At 45.9% G+C, this 17,814-nt stretch carries 16 protein-coding genes and 1 pseudogene; 10 read left to right on the plus strand and 7 right to left on the minus strand.

Going from position 1 to position 17,814, the window contains the following annotated elements:
• Positions 1 to 128: 128 nt before the first annotated feature.
• On the minus strand, positions 129 to 1,241 hold the full coding sequence (locus tag ACP2WE_RS02475) for a hypothetical protein (protein ID WP_425214014.1): 1,113 nt from the start codon (positions 1,239 to 1,241) through the stop codon (positions 129 to 131).
• Between the two features lie 185 nt (positions 1,242 to 1,426).
• Here ACP2WE_RS02475 and ACP2WE_RS02480 point away from each other — a divergent pair, with 185 nt between their 5' ends.
• Positions 1,427 to 1,849 carry a LexA family protein gene (locus tag ACP2WE_RS02480; protein WP_425214015.1) on the plus strand — a complete coding sequence of 141 codons (423 nt, stop codon included), beginning with the start codon at positions 1,427 to 1,429 and terminating at the stop codon, positions 1,847 to 1,849.
• Here ACP2WE_RS02480 and ACP2WE_RS02485 read toward each other — a convergent pair.
• From ACP2WE_RS02485 to ACP2WE_RS02500, 4 genes are all read right to left on the minus strand, one after another.
• Positions 1,836 to 2,177: a hypothetical protein gene (locus tag ACP2WE_RS02485; protein WP_425214016.1), complete on the minus strand. Its 342-nt coding sequence runs from the start codon at positions 2,175 to 2,177 to the stop codon at positions 1,836 to 1,838. The two genes, ACP2WE_RS02480 and ACP2WE_RS02485, sit on opposite strands and share 14 nt — an antisense overlap.
• Before the next feature lie 35 nt (positions 2,178 to 2,212).
• Positions 2,213 to 2,449 (minus strand): hypothetical protein, encoded by a 237-nt coding sequence (locus tag ACP2WE_RS02490; RefSeq protein WP_425214017.1) that lies wholly within the window; start codon positions 2,447 to 2,449, stop codon positions 2,213 to 2,215.
• A gap of 77 nt (positions 2,450 to 2,526) precedes the next feature.
• Positions 2,527 to 3,159, minus strand: a complete 633-nt coding sequence (locus ACP2WE_RS02495; RefSeq protein ID WP_425214018.1) for an iron-sulfur binding domain-containing protein — start codon at positions 3,157 to 3,159, stop codon at positions 2,527 to 2,529.
• Positions 3,160 to 3,459: 300 nt separating this feature from the next.
• Complete coding sequence (locus tag ACP2WE_RS02500; protein WP_425214019.1) at positions 3,460 to 3,795, minus strand: DUF4113 domain-containing protein; 336 nt, start codon at positions 3,793 to 3,795, stop codon at positions 3,460 to 3,462.
• Between the two features lie 243 nt (positions 3,796 to 4,038).
• Between ACP2WE_RS02500 and ACP2WE_RS02505 the strand changes: the two genes are divergently transcribed.
• Positions 4,039 to 4,368 carry a hypothetical protein gene (locus ACP2WE_RS02505; RefSeq protein ID WP_425214020.1) on the plus strand — a complete coding sequence of 110 codons (330 nt, stop codon included), beginning with the start codon at positions 4,039 to 4,041 and terminating at the stop codon, positions 4,366 to 4,368.
• Positions 4,369 to 4,452: 84 nt separating this feature from the next.
• On the opposite strand, the gene ACP2WE_RS02510 is transcribed toward ACP2WE_RS02505, so the two are convergent.
• Positions 4,453 to 6,975 carry a glycogen/starch/alpha-glucan phosphorylase gene (locus tag ACP2WE_RS02510; RefSeq protein WP_425214021.1) on the minus strand — a complete coding sequence of 841 codons (2,523 nt, stop codon included), beginning with the start codon at positions 6,973 to 6,975 and terminating at the stop codon, positions 4,453 to 4,455.
• A 914-nt stretch (positions 6,976 to 7,889) separates the two neighbouring features.
• On the opposite strand from ACP2WE_RS02510, the pseudogene ACP2WE_RS02515 reads away from it, so the two are divergent.
• Positions 7,890 to 8,639 (plus strand): annotated as a pseudogene (locus ACP2WE_RS02515) (IS1 family transposase).
• A gap of 97 nt (positions 8,640 to 8,736) precedes the next feature.
• Here ACP2WE_RS02515 and acsF read toward each other — a convergent pair.
• A complete protein-coding gene (gene acsF, locus ACP2WE_RS02520) occupies positions 8,737 to 9,813 on the minus strand; it encodes a magnesium-protoporphyrin IX monomethyl ester (oxidative) cyclase (RefSeq protein ID WP_425214022.1) in 1,077 nt (358 codons plus the stop codon).
• 485 nt (positions 9,814 to 10,298) lie between these two features.
• Here acsF and hemN point away from each other — a divergent pair, with 485 nt between their 5' ends.
• The 7 genes from hemN to ACP2WE_RS02555 all read left to right on the plus strand — a co-directional run bounded on the left by hemN (position 10,299) and on the right by ACP2WE_RS02555 (position 17,561).
• Positions 10,299 to 11,687, plus strand: coding sequence for an oxygen-independent coproporphyrinogen III oxidase (hemN, locus tag ACP2WE_RS02525; RefSeq protein WP_425214023.1), 1,389 nt, complete (start codon positions 10,299 to 10,301; stop codon positions 11,685 to 11,687).
• Positions 11,688 to 11,708: 21 nt separating this feature from the next.
• Complete coding sequence (locus tag ACP2WE_RS02530) at positions 11,709 to 12,563, plus strand: acyl-CoA desaturase (RefSeq protein ID WP_425214024.1); 855 nt, start codon at positions 11,709 to 11,711, stop codon at positions 12,561 to 12,563.
• Between the two features lie 35 nt (positions 12,564 to 12,598).
• A complete protein-coding gene (gene bchE, locus ACP2WE_RS02535; protein WP_425214025.1) occupies positions 12,599 to 14,221 on the plus strand; it encodes a magnesium-protoporphyrin IX monomethyl ester anaerobic oxidative cyclase in 1,623 nt (540 codons plus the stop codon).
• 12 nt (positions 14,222 to 14,233) lie between these two features.
• Positions 14,234 to 14,719 (plus strand): response regulator, encoded by a 486-nt coding sequence (locus ACP2WE_RS02540; protein WP_425214026.1) that lies wholly within the window; start codon positions 14,234 to 14,236, stop codon positions 14,717 to 14,719.
• 101 nt (positions 14,720 to 14,820) lie between these two features.
• Positions 14,821 to 15,507: a response regulator gene (locus tag ACP2WE_RS02545; protein ID WP_425214027.1), complete on the plus strand. Its 687-nt coding sequence runs from the start codon at positions 14,821 to 14,823 to the stop codon at positions 15,505 to 15,507.
• A 139-nt stretch (positions 15,508 to 15,646) separates the two neighbouring features.
• Entirely contained in the window at positions 15,647 to 16,933 is a 1,287-nt protein-coding gene (locus tag ACP2WE_RS02550) for a family 10 glycosylhydrolase (RefSeq protein ID WP_425214219.1), read from the plus strand.
• A gap of 109 nt (positions 16,934 to 17,042) precedes the next feature.
• Positions 17,043 to 17,561 (plus strand): hypothetical protein, encoded by a 519-nt coding sequence (locus tag ACP2WE_RS02555; RefSeq protein WP_425214028.1) that lies wholly within the window; start codon positions 17,043 to 17,045, stop codon positions 17,559 to 17,561.
• Positions 17,562 to 17,814: the final 253 nt, after the last annotated feature.

Consider the following 17,814-nt stretch of genomic DNA (forward strand, 5'->3'; position numbering starts at 1 on the left):
AAAAACAAATTACAAAGTGCTTTGTGCGTAATGCCCCAACCACAGCGGGATTAGCGTAATTCAACGCAGCATGAGAAAAACCGCCTATACGCAATCAGCAGAGAGATAGCGATATTTCATGCCACCTCTCAAAACGGCTCCCACTCGTCCAACAAGGTTTCAGGATCGGCATAGTCAGGCAGAGCAATTCCTTCATCCGAAACCTCAAACCCCAGTTCTTGCGCCTGAGCGATCGCTTCTTTACGACATAGAGGCAGCACCCACTTTGCTCGCAACATCGCACACTTAGCACCGATAGTCATAAACCCAACTGGCGGCACACGAACGGGCTGCATCGGAATTAAGCGATCGCTTTCCGCACGCTCGGCTAACGTTTGGCAATAGCGAACGTAACGCCGTTGCGTTTCAGGTTTGCGAGCGAGACTGCTAACCAGCAAATCTTCATTGAGCGAATCGCGTTCGGGTTGGTCGGGCATCTTGTGGATGCAATAGCCCACAATCCAGTCTCGAAAATCAGGATCGGAGATATCCAATCGAACGTGCTTTGGGGCTTTGTTTCCTTCGGCATCTCTACTTTCGACCGTGACAGTCACAACCTGTGAAGCATCTTGTGGCAATTTCTGCTCAGTATTTTCAAAATTTGCACTCTCAAAACTTGAAATTTCAAATTTTGAAACTTCAGGCGGCGGCGCGGAAAAATTGTCCTCACTGTTAGGCTTCGCCGTGCCAGGGGCAATCGCTTTTGCTAATTCAGGAATATTACCACCTTGTAAATCGCTAGCTATAGGAGCGCTCTCGACAGGGACAAACTCTGCTTCCAAAGTTTCAAAATTCTCTCTCTCGGTTTGATTTTCGTCACGAGAGGGGACTAGGGGAGAGAGAGTATTTGTTAAGACCGTATTTGTTAAATCTTTATTTATATGTACTCGATTTTCCACAAGTGGGTTATCCACATCTGGGTTATCCACAAGTGGATTATCGACAACTGGCTCATCCAATTGTGGATTTTTCATAACTGGGTTATCCGCATCTGGATAATCGCGATCTGGCTCGAAAGTTAGATCGTATTTTTGTTCTGGGTAGGGAGGGAGAGGTCTTTCGTAAATCTCAAAATCCCAAGACTGAAAACAACCGTTCGGCGATCGCACGAAAACTCTGCGAATGTAACCAAGAGCGATCAACTCGGCGATCGCGGAACGGATAGCAGCTTCACCCTCCAAACATTCAGCCACTAAACCCACGATCGAAAAGTCGTATACGAGAATTTACGAACAGATCGTAACGCAATGTCACGGGAGGTAAAACTCGAGTGCGTAGCCATCGATCCGAGCAAATGCGTCAGATTGCCATTGCGATCGATGAAAAGGGACTAGATTTTGTCATGTTTTTGTGATTTGATTAACGATCCAATAATCTAAAACCTATCATGGGTAATCGTTTTTCTGGAATTGATTGTTTGGCACGGGTACGATTACCGCTGTTTTTATGCCCTGTTTCGGCGGGTCAGCATTCACCGACGGACGATTTTATTCAAGATTACATTACGGTTCCCGATGCGTTGGTGCCTCACCCAGAAACGACGTTTGCGTTACAGGTGGCTGGAGATTCGATGAATGGTGCGGGTATTGTGGATCGAGATATTGTTTTTGTGAATCAGGCGGCTGAAGCGGTGCATGGCAAAATTGTGGTGGTGGCGATCGATGGAGAGCAGACGATCAAACGGCTGTACAGGCGCGATGGAATGCTAAAGCTTTTGCCTGAGAATCCCGACTATCAGCCGATTGCGATCCATCCTGAGATGGAGTTTGCGATCCAGGGTGTAGTGACGGGTTTGTTCAGACCGTATTAATTTTTTTCTCGATCGCCTGAATCTCGGATTCTATCTGTCTCAATTTTTTGCCTGCGGTAAATTTAGCGCTCGCGAGGATATGTGCGTCGCTGTCGAGTTTGCCGATGTATCGCGATTTCTTGCCCGATAGCCACGCATGGGGTTTGTCTGATTTCCACACGACTTGGTCGAATTTTTTGCGACCGGGACGCGGCGGTACGCATCCTGCAAGGAATCGCTCGATCCAAACTCCTTTGGGGCTGGCTCCTTTTTCTTGCAAGGCGATCGCTTCTTTTTGGAGGTGGTAAATGCGTTCGGCGAGGGAGGTTCTAGGGGAAGGTTCACTCATCACTTTGAATTTCTTTCTCTGGGCTGGGAGCGGGACTAGCGATAGAGATAGGCTGCGGAGACGACGAGTTTGGCGTAGTTGAATGCGATCGCGCTTCCATAGGTACGCTTCAATTTTCGATATTCAAATATTTGCTCGACGACGAGCAGTTCAAAGATATTCCGTAAGCGATCGCATGGCGTTCTAGGGGAAAGGAGAATTCTGCCAACAGCATAGCAATATACGTTACAAAATCCGATCGCGATCGGATTTTGTAACGAGTAGCGATCCACTTTGCATCTACCTGAAAATCGCAAAAAAACTTTTACATTGATGCCTTTTGTAGCTGCTTCTGTAATTGCTTCGCAATCTAGGCACTAGCAACATAGCAGCATTTTTCTTGCAGCGGACATTCTTCGCAATGAGGCTTTCTGGCAGTACAGACGATCGCCCCGAAATCCAATAGCGTCAAATTCCACCTGCTAACGTTGCGTTTGGGCGCGATCGCATCTGCCGCCGACCAGAGGATTTTACAACGAGACTTAACACGCTCACCTTTCAAACCAAAGAACCGTTCTATAATTCGCGCCACATTGGTATCGAGCACCGCTGCTGGTTGTCCGAAAGCATTCGCGCAAATAGAACGAGCCGTATATTTGCCAACACCAGGAAGCAAAAGCAATTCTTCTTCCATTGCTGGAATTTTACCTTGGTGCTTATCCATGACAATCCTTGCCGAACTGCACAACCGCTCTGCTCTGAAAGAAAGCCCCAGTGGTTGCAGGACTTGGCTTACCTCCTCAACCGAGGCTACTGCAAGTACTTCCAAGGTTGGGTACCGAGCCATAAATTCCTCATAGATCGGCGAAGCTGTCGCAGCTACAGTTTTTTGCAACAGAAATTCAGCAACGAAGATGGCATAGGGTTCAGTCGTTCTACGCCAAGGAAAGTCACGCAGATTTTCATTTGCCCATCCTGCGAGTTTAGATTGAAACCATGCCACTGTTTTCTTTTTCAACTCGCCTCATTCCAAGCTCGAAGGTTGCAGGCATTCAGGACTATCATTCTTGGGGCTGTTAACTTAACACCGTACATACCTTTAATCTACGGCAAAACAAGAAAAATCGCCCATCAGGAGGGCGATCGTGGTTTTGTGGAGTATTGGGAATATTTCACTGGTTCAGCTTAGCAAAGAAACTAGATATAGTAGCGTAGCCTTACGAACACCCACATTGCACCATATATATAGTGGTATGTCGCGATCGCACGATGGCACTCAGATATAACGATCCCAAAATAATACTCAAGCCTTCGCGATCGGTAGCTCATCCCATCGACTCGTATACCTTGGCGATCGCATATCTCGTTTCATTGCCCAAGGTTTCTGAAGTCCTTCGCTGGCGAACTTAATAGCCCCAGTCCCAAAGCGAGCGTTGAGAGAATCCATTGCAGCCATTAACTTTTCGTCGTGCGGATCGACGGCTTTGGACAGTAAGTCGAGCTGTACCGATTCAGCTGCACTCAGTTCGCTTAAGATTACGCCGCATTTCTTGTACTTATAGCCATCTTGGGTAGTCCTAAAAAGGAAAGGATGTTCAGAACCCTCTTTCAGTATGGAGTTTATGAATTTCTCTTGCATGAGAAAATCTAAGATTCAGTACTAGGAAGATGCTACAAAGCCCATGACTTCATACATATTTGATTTATGCAGCCGAAATATGCAAAAAAAGGACTGGATACTCAGGGGCTTCAATATTTTTTCAATCGCAGAAATCTTTACATCGATCTTTTCTTTTTGGGACTACCCGCAAAGTTGGGAATTTCTCAGATTGGTTAACCCAAAAGCTGTACCATAAAGATAATTTCATACAAATCAGTCAAAATGGAACGTCCAATCAAAAAGTCAGATCGTCAGCCTAAAGCAAATACTGACAATGATTCCAGTAATTTAGATTCTACACCTCCTATTGAAACTAAATCCGCAGAGGCTAAACCCCTTCCCTCCAAGTCAAACAGCGATCGCTCTTCAGATCGCTCTTCCGGGAGAGGGAAAAAATCGTCCTATGGCGAAGAAACCGTACAACGGGTAAATCCTGCCTTGACACGCGGGCCGAAACCAGTTAAACCAAAAGCTGAAGTCATACCCGACCCAGAACTAGAGACTACTTCTGATACCGAATCAGAAAACATCTCGAATACATCGCAAACTTAATATATTCGATCCGAGCCACTCAACGCCCGATCGCATCAATATCTTTAATGCCAATTGCGAGCGTCACGATTCGATTTCTTGGCTTTAGAACGCAAGCTTCAAATTGCTGTTTGATTGGCTGTATTCTGGGACATCTACCTTCATTGCGGGAACCTTCCAAATGGTTTGGAGATAATCCTGAATGGAGCGATCGCTAGAAAATTTGCCCATTCGTGCCACGTTTAAGATCGACATGCGAGTCCAGCGATCTCGATCTTGGTATACCTGCCCCACCAAGTCCTGACATTCCACGTAGGACTGGTAATCAGCCAGCAGCATGTAATCATCGCGATAGAGTAGAGAATCCAGTAATGGCTTAAACAGAGTGGTGTCGCCATGGGAGAAGAAGCCGGAGGCAAGGCGATCGATCGCTAGTTTCAGTTCTTGGTTACTGTTGTAATAATCCCAGGGATTGTATCCAGCCGCTTTTTTGGCAAGGACTTCTTCAGTGGTTAACCCAAACAGAAAAAAGTTTTCAGATCCAACCGCCTCCCGAATTTCAATATTTGCTCCATCAAAAGTGCCGATCGTCAGCGCCCCATTCATAGAGAACTTCATGTTTCCAGTGCCAGAGGCTTCTTTACCAGCGGTAGAAATCTGCTCCGAGAGATCGGCAGCGGGATACACGCGCTGAGCAAATTTGACGTTGTAATCTTTCAGGAATACCACTTTGATACGACCGCGCATATCTGGATCGCTATTCACAACCTCTGCGATCGAATTGAGCAACTTGATAATTAACTTTGCCATGTAGTAACCGGGAGCGGCTTTTCCGCCAAACAGGAAGGTGCGAGGGGTGATATCAAGGTCAGGATTTGCCTTGATTCGGTTATACATCGTAATGATATAGAGGGCATTTAGATGTTGCCGCTTGTATTCGTGAATCCGCTTTGCTTGAATGTCAAACAATGAATTTGGATCGATAGCAAGGTTGTAGTGCATCTGGATGTAGTTCGCCAGATCTTGCTTAACATCATGCTTGACTTGACGGAACTGATTGCAAAAGTCGCTATCACAAACGAAGTTTTCTAATTTTCGTAGTTCGTCCAAATGCTTGATCCAACCATCCCCGATTTTGTTGGTGAGCAGGTTTGTCAGTCGTGGGTTGCTCAGCACCATAAACCGTCGAGGGGTAACTCCGTTGGTGATATTGGTGAACTTCTCAGGATACATTTCGTAGAAGTCGTGTAACGTCGTCTTTTTCAATAGTTCGCTATGCAGTTCGGCGACCCCATTAATAGCATGGCTGCCAACGCAAGCCAGATGTGCCATCCGCACGTAGCGTTCGCCACTCTCGTCTATGATGGACATGCGACGAATGCGATCGCGATCGTCGGGAAACTTGATTCGCACTGCATCGAGAAATCGACGATTGATTTCGTAAATGAGTTCTAGATGACGGGGTAACAAACTACCAAACATACTCAGAGACCAGCGCTCTAATGCTTCTGGCAATAGCGTATGGTTGGTATAGGCAAAAGTTTTGGTAGTAATATTCCAAGCCATGTCCCAATCAAACCCATTGTCATCCAACAAGAGCCGCATTAATTCAGACACAGCAATGGTGGGATGGGTGTCGTTCAATTGAATTGCATAGTGCTCGTGGAAACGTTCTAGAGAAAGATTCTGCATTTTCATTATGCGGAGCGTGTCTTGTAAAGAACAGGACACAAAGAAGTACTGTTGTTCCAAACGCAGTTGTTTCCCTTGGGAGGATTCGTCATTGGGATAAAGGACTTTTGTGATGTTTTCGCAGTCGCTCTTTTCATGAACGGCTCCGAAGTAATCGCCTTTATTAAATGCAGCAAAGTCAAAGGACTCTGGTGCTTCTGCTTTCCAAAGTCGCAGCGTATTCGCAGTATTTGTCTGGAAGCCCAAGATTGGCGTATCATAGGGAACCCCTTTTACCACTTTGTAAGGAGCCCAACGAGTTCGGTAGCGATCGCGATCGTCGGTGTAAGTTTCAGTGTGTCCGCCAAACTTTACCTCCAGTTCGCCTTCGGGGCGGGCAACTTCCCAAGGATTCCCATGACGCAACCACTTATCCGTGATTTCAACTTGCCAACCGTCTTTAATTTCTTGGTCGAAGATGCCGTATTCGTAACGGATGCCATAACCGATCGCTGGAATTTCCAACGTTGCGAGAGAGTCGATGTAGCAAGCGGCTAAGCGACCTAAACCACCATTGCCCAATCCTGGCTCTTCTTCTTGCTCGAGCAGATCGGTCAGGTTTAGTCCCAATTCCGAGATCCCCTGCTCGACTGCGTTATAGAGCCCAAGGTTAATCAAGTTATTGCCTAAGTGAGGCCCCATTAAAAACTCGGCAGATAGGTAAGCAACCATACGAGGAGCTTTTTCAAAGTAAGTCTGCGTAGTATAGAGCCATCGATTGAGCAGGCGATCTCGCACAGTGTACGCCAGCGCCATGTAGCAGTCGTTCTTTGTCGAGTTCTGGGGAAACTTTGCCTGAATGTATAACAAATTGTCCAGAAATGCTCTCTTCAGGGTTTCGACATTAATCCCCGTGCGATCGTCTTCGATCTGAATATTGTTGGAGATGCTTACCATAACTTGTGTATCCTGCTGGTTTAATTTGTCTGTGTATAAGTGATGAAGCTAGAGTGGAAAATCGTCAAAAATATCACTCAAAGACTGGGCAGTACGAACGTTCTGATGTTGCTCAGTGTCGCTGACACTGAGGGTAAGGTTGTCAGTCTTAATTACTCCTTTTCGTTTAAGACTGAGGTTAGCCTGAGACAGAAACCATGAATGAAGAACTAATTTGCGAGGGAGATGATGGGAAGATGCGCTCCTAGGTGAGAATAGAAATTCTAAATTCGGAAGGGTTTTGTGGAATTTCAGAGAAAGGACAATCAATCAATAATAAATCTCTCTTGACCAAAGAGTTTCAGAGCTAAGTAATTTTCGGGTTTGGAATTGCTTATGGTTTAAGCTTAGAGTTTTTAGGTTCGCTTCGTCTCAAGAAAAAGCAATAGATAATTCTGCATCACTAAGAGACTTACCTTTCAATCAGATGACTAATTTATTGATATGAGAGAATCAAAAATTAGCCTTTTACTTTTAGTCTGAAAATAACTCCAACTTTCAGCTGTTAATCTATTTGAGAGCTATGGTGCAAATTGCTTTTTTAGATGAACCTACTGCTCAAACTCTATCATTTCTTTATAAAGAAGCGATTAAAATTTGGCGATGGAAAGGTTAAGGAGGGATATGAAAATACAGGAATTCCAAATTTGGAACAATTTTTGTTTGAAATATTATAGAGCTCGAACGAAATATAAATATCAAAAGTAGCTTTAGAAGATGTTTATGCCTCTTCAGCCTTTAGCTCGAATGAGACGTAGATAATAAAAAACAATCAAATGCTTTTAATCGAACTTTAGGTAGTCCTAAAAAGGAAGGTAGTCCTAAAAAGGAAAGGATGTAGGAAAATATCCAGATGGTTGTTACAGAGTAAAGCAATGTCAGAGTCAATGCCATCCTGCCCATCTTGCCAGTCCGTATCCGTAGTTAAAAACGGTAGTACTCGGCATGGGAAACAAAATTATAAATGTCGGGACTGTGGTTGTCAAATTGTAGAAAATCCCTAGTGGCAGAGAGTTTCAGAGCGTTTCCAAGACACTTATGACCTTTTAGAGAGACTACTACTAGAAAAAATCCCACTAGCTGGAATAGCCAGAGTCCTCAAAGTCTCAGAGCAATGGTTGCAGAGTTACGTCAATCATAAATATGAAAACGTTCCTCAACAGGTGGAGGTAGAACCTAAACTAAAACACCGTTTGACCATACAGATGGATGAATTATGGTCTTTTGTGGACGACAAAGGTAATAAACAGTGGGTATGGCTTGCCATTGATGCCGAGACTCGTGAAATTGTGGGTTGTTATATTGGCGATCGCTCTGGGGCATCAGCTCAGAAGTTATGGGAATCGTTGCCTAGTGTCTACCGCCAATGTGCGGTTATTTACACCGATTTCTATTCATCTTATCCAGTTGTCCTGCCCAGCAAACGTCATAGGGCGGTGGGTAAAGAAACGGGAAAGACCAACTATATTGAGAGATTCAACTGTACGTTACGACAACGAGTATCAAGACTAGTTAGAAAGACCCTATCCTTTTCTAAGAAGTTGGAAAATCACATTGGAGCCATTTGGCATTTTATTCATCATTACAACGCTTCTTTGCTTACGCGTGCCTCCTTTCCTTTTTAGGGCTACCAATAATTGAGCCAGTAATGACATATTCGCATTACTGGCTATTTGCAAAAATTACGCTCTGAACATTTCACTCCTCAATTCTTTCGTTCTTTTAATGGACTGTGCCTCGCATCGCTTCGGCATCGATGGGTTTAATTAAGTACAGGCGGAGGAGATGCCAAATCGTTGAGGTGAGTAAGGGCAGTTTTTGGAAGAACTTCACAAATTTAGGGCGATCGCTCTGATTGATTTCTGCCAACTTGGTGTTATTTTGCGAGCATTTCTCTAGGCGACGGAAAAAGTCAGGATGGTCTACATTCAGAATTACAGGGAATGCCGTTGCTGCGGTTTTGTTGGTATTGCGAATTACCTCAACGTCGTATTTCTTCGCATCTAAACCGATGGATTCGTAGAAGGTCGCCCGTTCGGTAACGGTCAGGGTGTGGGTAGCAAATACTGCCAAGAGAAAGAAGCGCACCCATAACCTTGCCTTCCAGTTGTTCCAGAGATGGGGCTGCGATCGCAAGAGCGCCTTAAAGAAATCTCCATGACGGTTCTCATCTTGACACCAACTCTCAAAGTAACGGAAGAGGGGATAAATGCGGTGTTCGGGATGGGCTTGAATGTGGTTGAAGACAAGGATATAGCGCCAGTAGCCAATTTTTTCCGAAAGATAGACTGTATAGATAATCCATTCGGGTGGGAAGAAGGTATAGGTGCGATTTTTAGTCAAATAGACTAAGTCTAGAGAGAGTTTAAAATCTGCCATGGCTTTATTGAGAAAGCCAGCGTGTCGCGCCTCATCTCGAGCCATGAGCTTAAATGCCTCTGACAGAATCGGATTTCTGTCTTCGATCTTGCGCGCTAGTTCCTTAAATAGTAAGAATCCCGAAAATTCTGACGTGCAGGAGCGCTCTAGAAAGTCAATAAAGGCACGTCTCGTTTCTCCATCGATGTGATCCCAAGACTGCTTAAACTCGTCATTGCGGATAAAGTGGTTGCGGTTGTAATCGGTGCGCAGTTCCTCCAGAATCGCCATCACCTCGGCTTCATTCTCTGAGATATCCATGTTCGCCACCGCATCAAAGTCCGTGACGTAAAATCGAGGCGTTAACAGCGTTGTTTGTACGGGAGCTTTAATACCAGGGCGGAGCAGATCGGGCTCGGGAGTTTGGAGAGTGTTAACCATGAAATTCCTTAAATTGGATCGTTTAATCGCTAATTAGTTATATAAGCATATGAATTATCCTTGTGTCTATCTGCAATCGACCAGATCGAGGATATGTAAAGAAATATTATTCTTATATAACTTTATGGCTATTAAGTGTTCTTGCTGCTATATAGTAATTTTGGCAGTATTCAATTACCTGAAGCTTCGTCAAGCAGCAATACTCGGTCACCGCAGTATAGCTCCTTTGCCAACTTCTAGAACTACAACAGCGCTCAGGAGTAGGGTTTAAACTGTCAACTACCCTGAGCTTATTACTGCGGCTTTATCTTGCTTGTGGCTTATGAGGAATCGATAGTGAGTAGTAATTTAGCGATTTGGGAACTTCTATCTAGTCTGTACCAAAAGCAAGTAATTAGAAATTCCATCAGGAAATAATTTTAATTGATAGGGATATAAATTTTGTTGGCGGCAATATTCAATTCACACATTGGAGGAAATTTTAAATGGGAACTGTAACCCAATCAAACGTTAAATTCGATTTCGATCTGATCAAAAAATACGATACGCCCGCACCTAGATATACCAGCTATCCTCCCGCCACGGAATTTACAGAAACCTTTACCGAATTAGATTATAGAAGCGCGATCGCTGCCTCAAATCAACGAAAAACACCCCTTTCTTTATACTTTCACATTCCTTTTTGTCAGAGTGCCTGCTATTTTTGTGGCTGTAATGTGATTGTTTCTAACAACAAAAATATTGCCAAACCCTATCTGCAATACCTAGCGAGAGAAATCGAGCATACCTCAGCACTACTCGATCCAGAACGGAGGGTCATGCAACTGCATTGGGGTGGTGGAACCCCCAACTATCTGGATACAGAGCAGGTGGAATTTTTGTGGAATAAGATTCAACAGCACTTTACGTTCGATCCCTCTGCTGAAATCTCGATCGAGATCAATCCCAGATATGTCGATAAAAATTATATTTTCTTTTTGAGAACGCTTGGGTTCAACAGAATTAGCTTTGGTATTCAGGACTTTAATCCTACCGTCCAAGAAGCCGTCAATCGCGTACAGCCCGAAGCCATGTTGAAGGATGTGATGAGCTGGATTAAAGCGGCGGGATTTGAAAGCGTCAATGTCGATCTGATTTACGGTTTGCCCTATCAAACCCTGCAAACATTTCGGGAAACGGTAGACAAGACCATTGCCCTAAATCCCGATCGCATTGCTGTGTTTAACTTTGCCTATGTGCCTTGGATCAAGCCAGTACAGAAAAATATTTCCGAAGCAGCACTGCCTAAACCGCAAGAAAAGCTGGAAATTTTGCAAATGACGATCGACGAGCTGACGAAGTACCAGTATCAATATATTGGCATGGATCATTTTGCCAAACCTAACGACGAACTGGCGATCGCCCAACAAAATCGCAACTTAAAGCGAAATTTCCAAGGTTACACCACCCAACCTGCAACCGAACTCTTTGGATTTGGCGCTACATCGATCAGCATGCTAGACGATGCCTACGCGCAAAACTACAAACACCTAAAGGACTATTACGCCGCGATCGATAGGGGCACTTTACCCGTTAGCAAAGGCGTCAAACTCAGTCGTGCCGATATTATCCGTCGGGATGTGGTGATGGAAATCATGTCTCACTTCCAACTATGCAAGTCAGAAATCGAAGAGAAGTATGGCATTGTCTTTGACACCTATTTTCGTGCCGAATTAGAGGATTTGAAACCCTTACAGGCAGATGGATTGGTCGCGTTATCCTCCGATTGGATCGACATCACGGAAATTGGCAGGTTGCTGGTGAGAAATATTGCTGTCATTTTTGATGACTACGCAATAGGACGGGGCGAGAAAAAACTCTCGCGTACCATTTAGCAGATCGAGGAAAGAACATTCATGGCATTTGAAACATTACAAACACTCCTTCAGGACAAACAGCCTGCATCGCTCAGTTGGATCAATGTGGCATTCTTTAGTACTATCCATGTCCTAGCACTCCTGACTCCTTGGTTCTTTTCTTGGTCTGCCTTGGGATTGACGCTATTCCTGCACTGGCTGTTTGGCAGCATTGGCATCTGTTTGGGATACCATCGCCTATTAAGTCACCGCAGTTTCCAGGTTCCCAAATTTGTGGAATATGCGATCGGTCTTTTGGGTGCTTTAGCCTTGCAGGGAGGCCCGATCTTCTGGGTATCTGGACATCGCCTGCATCACGCCCATACTGAGGATGTCGATCTAGATCCCTATTCTGCTCGCAGAGGCTTCTGGTGGAGCCACATGCTGTGGATTTTTTATCCCCATGCGGAGTTCTTTGAGGATTCCCACTATAAAAGATTTGCACCCGACCTAGCCCGCGATCCTTTCTATTGCTGGTTAGATCGCTATCACCTACTCCTCCAGATTCCTTTAGGAATTCTGTTCTATGTGCTGGGCGGATGGTCTTTTGTCTTCTATGGCATGTTTTTGAGGGCGGTGTTGCTCTGGCATAGCACTTGGGCGATCAACTCGGTGACGCACCTGTGGGGATATCGCACCTTTGATACCGCAGATAATTCCCGCAATCTCTGGTGGGCAGCAATTTTTACCTACGGCGAAGGTTGGCATAACAACCACCATGCCTACCCCAATGTAGCAAAGGCTGGCTGGCGTTGGTGGGAAATCGATATGACTTGGTGGGCAATTCAACTGCTTAGAGGTCTGGGCATAGCTAGAAAAGTGGTCATGCCTCCCCTACAAACTGCGAAAGGATAAGTAAAGCGCGAAAGGATAGATAAAGGAGCCACGATATGCGAATACTGATGATCCAACCGAATTATCACTCTGGGGGAGCCGAGATTGCAGGAAATTGGCCTCCCAGTTGGGTTCCCTATGTTGGTGGTGCGCTGAAGACAGCAGGCTTTACGGATATCAAGTTCGTAGATGCCATGACCAATTATATTGACGATGAGCCTCTGGCAAAAATCATCGCTCAGTACAAGCCCGATGTCGTATTGGCTACGGCGATTACGCCGATGATTTACAAATCTCAGACCACGCTGAAAATTGTCAAAGAGGTTTGTCCCCAAGCCGTAACGATTATGGGTGGCGTTCATCCCACCTATATGTATAAGGAAGTGCTGGGTGAAGCGCCTTGGGTTGACTATATCATTCGCGGCGAAGGCGAAGAAATTACGGTAAATTTGCTGCGCGCGATCGCCGAGGGTACGGATAAAAGCGATCGCCACAATATTCTAGGTATTGCCTTTCTGGAAAATGGAGAAGTCGTTGCCACTGCTGCCCATCCGCCGATTAAAGATCTAAATACCCTGACCCCAGATTGGAGCTTGCTGGATTGGAGCCGTTATATCTATACGCCGCTGAACGTTCGTGTGGCTGTGCCCAATTATTCTAGAGGCTGTCCGTTTCGCTGTCGCTTTTGTTCGCAATGGAAATTTTGGCGCAAGTACCGATCGCGATCGGCTAAGCAATTTGTCGATGAAATCGAAATGCTGGTGAAAGAGCATAAAGTTGGCTTTTTCATTTTGGCGGATGAGGAACCGACGATTAACAAATCGCGATTTGTGGCGCTATGTGAAGAGTTAGCCGCTCGCAACCTACCCGTACATTGGGGAATCAACACGCGGGTGACAGACATTCTGCGGGATGAAAAAGAATTGCCGCTTTACCGCAAAGCAGGGCTAGTCCATGTCTCGCTAGGTACAGAAGCTGCTGCCCAACTCAATCTCAACCTGTTCCGCAAAGAAACCACGATCGACGATAACAAGCGTGCAGTGAGTTTATTGCGGCAGAATGGCATCCTTGCCGAAGTTCAATTCATCATGGGTCTGCCCAACGAAACGCCAGAAACCATTGAGGAAACCTATCGCATGTGCCGCGACTGGCATGCCGATATGACCAATTGGAATATGTATACGCCTTGGCCTTTCTCTGAACTGTTTCAAGATTTGGAAGATAAGGTGGAGATTCGCGACTATTCTCATTACAACTTTGTGACGCCGATTATCAAACCCGATCGGATGACGCGCGAGGAAGTTCTAAAAGGTGTCCTGCATAACTACGCGCGCTTTTATTCGCGCAAAGCGATCGAATATTGGTTTGAGAAAGATGCGTTTAAGCGTCGCTATTTACTAGGCTGTCTTTGGGCATTTGCTAAGACAACCCTCAACAAACGTTTCTACAATCTGAAGCGCGTTAAGCAGAAAGGGTTGCATACTGAGATTGAGTTTGGCTTTGACGAGTCTAGAATTCTCTCGAACGAGCAAATGGCAAAGCTCAAAGAGAAACACCTAGCGGATGTGAACTTTGATGGCACGATCTCAGCCTGTGGTGGTCCAAACAATCTCCCTGCCATTCACGAAGGCGAGCCTGACGGGCAAGAGGAGCGAGCAGTACCCACGATGAAAATTTAGGATGGATTCAATATGAGCGACATTCAAGTGGTTTTGGTTGAAGATATCGAGCAGACGCGTGTGGGACTGCGCATTGCCCTACGCGCCCAGGATGGCATTGAAGTTGCTAGCGAAGCAACCAATGGCATCACGGGTTTGGTCTTGTTAGAATCCATTGATGCTGACGTGGCGATCGTCGATTCTAGCTTGCCAGATATGAACCTGCCAGAGTTTGTCAAACAAGCACGGGTGATGCAGGCAGATTCCTATGTTACGCAGTCTAAGTTGTTAGTTTTGCTAGATATCGAGCAGAAGGACACATGGCATGAAGCTTTGAGTTCGGGTGCAGAGTCCTATTGCTTGAAGATCGCCCCGATCGCTCAGCTAGCAGAGGCAGTACGAAGAACCCATGCAGGAGAGCTTTATCGAGATCCCACGATCTCTCTGAGTGAAATACCAGAATATGCCGAAGCGGTAGCAAATCTCTCCTTGGGAAGAGTACAGGGATTCTGTATTTAGCCAAGGCTGGATCGAATCGAGAATTCCCCTGCGAATTGCCTCTGCGAATTTGTAAAGACTTCGTTCGCTATCCCATTACTTAGTAGGTTAGGTTGACATTCGTGGCTAAAATTCAAGTTGTACTCGTGGAAGCGAACGAACGACAACGCATGGGAATGCGGGAAGCTCTAGAACGGGACGAGATTCGGATTGTGGGTGAAGCAGCCAATGGGCTGACTGGGCTGGCGCTCTTGGAAGCCACAGATGCCAACGTGGTCGTTGTGGGAACTAATCTGCCAGATATGCATTGTATCGACTTTGTGCAGAGATTTAGATACCTACAGAAAGAGTTCGATCGCCAAAAGACCCGTTTGCTCCTTTTGACCGCAGGCGATCGCGAGCCAGAAATCTTAGCCAACTTGCTTGCAGGAGCCGACTCTTATTGCATGCAGAATGTAGAAATTGAGCGACTGGTAGATGCCGTGCGAATTACCAAACGGGGGTACTCCTATATCGATGCTGCGATCGCTGCCACGATGCTGCAACAGGTAGAACAGGCTACCACCCAGCCCATGCAACTGGCTGTCACGTTCAGCGATCGCGAGCTTGCCGTTTTAGAACTGATTGCGGCGGGTTGGGGCGATGTCGCCATTCTTTTAGGGAGGCACTTTGCAATCGCGCAGAAACTGGGTTTGACTGCCGATGCCGTTCAGGAAAGTCTTTACAGCATTTTTGAGAAATTCCGTGCCAATTGGTGCGATCGCGTCGGGATGAAGTCAAATTTCTATACGCGATCGGTTAGTTTCTGAGCAGGCGCTTTGACTTCTAACCCGAACTCATACCAATTTCAAGTAAATTTGCCACTTTTTATCCTCTACTAAGGGCGATCGGATTGAGGCAAAGCGCGATCGTGTGACAGAATGGGCAAAATTTAGTCCACCTGCCTCTATGGATGTTTGGGAAATCTTGCATAAAAGCCTAGCCCGCCTGCGGCAAACTCTGAAACCTTTTCTGCCCTTTCTTTTCCTGATTTCATTCATTTCAGTATTGCTGGCGAGTAGTTTTGCACCTTGGATCGTGCAACGCGATCGCGCGCCAGCTTTTGCCCAACTGCCTCGCCAAGAAATTCGCGGCGTTTGGTTGACCACCAATGACTTTGATGTTTTGACCGATCGCGTCAAATTACAGGAAGCCGTCACGCAACTGCGACAGCTCAATTTCAACACCATTTATCCTGTGGTTTGGAATAGCGGCTATGTACTCTACCCCAGTGCTGTCGCCCAACGCACGGGCAATCAGCCCTTTATTTATCGCGGTACAGAAGGTCAAGATATTCTCGCTGAAGCGATCGCGCAAGCCCATCGTCAAGCCCTGCTGGTCATTCCTTGGTTTGAATATGGATTTATGGCTCCGCCTACTTCAGAATTGGTCGAGCAACATCCCAATTGGTTTACGCAGCAGCGAGATGGCAGTACCACCTCCATCAGCGGTGCGGGTGAAGTGATGTGGCTCAACCCATTTCACCCAGAGGTGCAACAGTTTATCACCGACCTCGTCCTAGAGACGATTACGCAATACGACGCGGACGGCGTTCAGTTTGACGATCACATGAGCTTGCCCAATGAATTTGGCTACGATCGCTACACGATTGCCCTATACAAACAGGAGACCAAAAAAAATCCCCCAGCCAACCCTAGCGATCCCGCATGGATGAGGTGGCGGGCGAATAAAATTACGGCATTTATGGTGAAACTTAGTAAGGCAGTCAAAGCGAGAAAACCCCAAGCGATTTTTTCAGTTTCTCCCAGCCATTACGTCCAAGCCTACAATGAATATCTGCAAGACTGGCCCGCTTGGGTTCAGCAAAAAGCGGTTGATGAGATTGTCATGCAGGTATACCGTTACGAGCTAGACAGCTTTCTGTCACAACTGGTACTGCCCGAACTGCAAGAAGCCCAGAAAAAAGTTACCACTGCTGTCGGTATCCTCACGGGTTTGAGGAATAGCCCTGTTTCGATGCCGCAAATCTTCTCGCAGGTTCGAGCTGCCCAAGAACGCGGTTTAGGGGTCGCTTTCTTTTACTACAAGAGCCTTTGGGACTATGGGCCCGAAGCGATCGCCGAGCGCAAGGCTAATTTTCAAGCTTTCTTTCCCTATCCTGCCCTGCGGACTGCGGTTAAAAAGGACTCATCGCATCAATCACCCAACTGGATGAACCAAGAAGGTGATGCTTAGCCAGCGATCGCACCTTATTCTAAGAAGTGTAACTGTTCCATCTCAGATACACCCCCCAGCACCATTGCTGGGTTTTTTTGTGGTTTGATGTAGCTATATTTAAACTATCTTGGCTTGCAAATATTGCTTTATGCCGCGATCGCTACCAGTTACCCATGTTCATTCCGATCGGCAATATCCTTGCCCCGTGTGTTGGCGAGGTGAGATTTCCTCAATGCCTCTGATGGATACGCTCGGTTGTAACTTTTGCAATCACATTTTTTCGTTTGATGAATATCAACAGACGCTCAAGATGGCAGATAGTAATGCGCCACTGGTTTGGGAGTGGAATGGGAAAGCTTGGCAAAATGCCAGTCGCCAACTTGCCGAATTGAGTTGGGGCTTAGGCTTGGCGGGAATTGCCCTAGTAGTTTTCCCAACGACAATCATGGCGCTCTCAGCCTATGCCTTTGCGCCAGAGCCAGATGTACCGCTTGCTTGGGTTCCTTTGGTTTGGACTGGTTTAACTTTTGTCTGTCATTTGTACTTCGTTCTCGCGATCGCCGCCGACTATTACCAATTTCCGCTCTTGAGCTATTTACGAATTATCAAGCGATCGCTGATGCGTACTTCGATCTTTAGAAATTAATTTGTAATTTGTAACCTGAACATCTAACGCCGATCTCGTCATAAAAGATTCTTGATTCTCTGTAGACCTGTAAGGTCAATTCATGAATTGACCCCACGCACAACTCATACCAATATAAGCTTCTCTAACTGTAGTTGGTCGTGTAGCGGTATCCTATGGGCAAGGATATATGAAAAAATAGTAAATAATAGCTTGTAAAAATGTTAAGTTCGGGTATTGTAAAGTTAGATCGAGCGAGTCTATCGCCTATCAG

Source organism: Tumidithrix helvetica PCC 7403, assembly GCF_965232925.1.
Lineage (GTDB): Bacteria > Cyanobacteriota > Cyanobacteriia > Pseudanabaenales > Pseudanabaenaceae > Tumidithrix > Tumidithrix helvetica.

Excerpts from the sequence above, each read along its gene's own strand:
- ACP2WE_RS02505 (WP_425214020.1), top strand. The coding sequence starts at position 4,039 with ATGGAACGTCCAATCAAAAAGTCAGATCGTCAGCCTAAAGCAAATACT.
- bchE (WP_425214025.1), top strand. The coding sequence starts at position 12,599 with ATGCGAATACTGATGATCCAACCGAATTATCACTCTGGGGGAGCCGAG.
- ACP2WE_RS02480 (WP_425214015.1), top strand. The coding sequence starts at position 1,427 with ATGGGTAATCGTTTTTCTGGAATTGATTGTTTGGCACGGGTACGATTA.
- ACP2WE_RS02540 (WP_425214026.1), top strand. The coding sequence starts at position 14,234 with ATGAGCGACATTCAAGTGGTTTTGGTTGAAGATATCGAGCAGACGCGT.
- ACP2WE_RS02500 (WP_425214019.1), bottom strand. The coding sequence starts at position 3,795 with ATGCAAGAGAAATTCATAAACTCCATACTGAAAGAGGGTTCTGAACAT.
- ACP2WE_RS02530 (WP_425214024.1), top strand. The coding sequence starts at position 11,709 with ATGGCATTTGAAACATTACAAACACTCCTTCAGGACAAACAGCCTGCA.
- acsF (WP_425214022.1), bottom strand. The coding sequence starts at position 9,813 with ATGGTTAACACTCTCCAAACTCCCGAGCCCGATCTGCTCCGCCCTGGT.
- ACP2WE_RS02510 (WP_425214021.1), bottom strand. The coding sequence starts at position 6,975 with ATGGTAAGCATCTCCAACAATATTCAGATCGAAGACGATCGCACGGGG.
- ACP2WE_RS02485 (WP_425214016.1), bottom strand. The coding sequence starts at position 2,177 with ATGAGTGAACCTTCCCCTAGAACCTCCCTCGCCGAACGCATTTACCAC.
- ACP2WE_RS02550 (WP_425214219.1), top strand. The coding sequence starts at position 15,647 with ATGGATGTTTGGGAAATCTTGCATAAAAGCCTAGCCCGCCTGCGGCAA.
- hemN (WP_425214023.1), top strand. The coding sequence starts at position 10,299 with ATGGGAACTGTAACCCAATCAAACGTTAAATTCGATTTCGATCTGATC.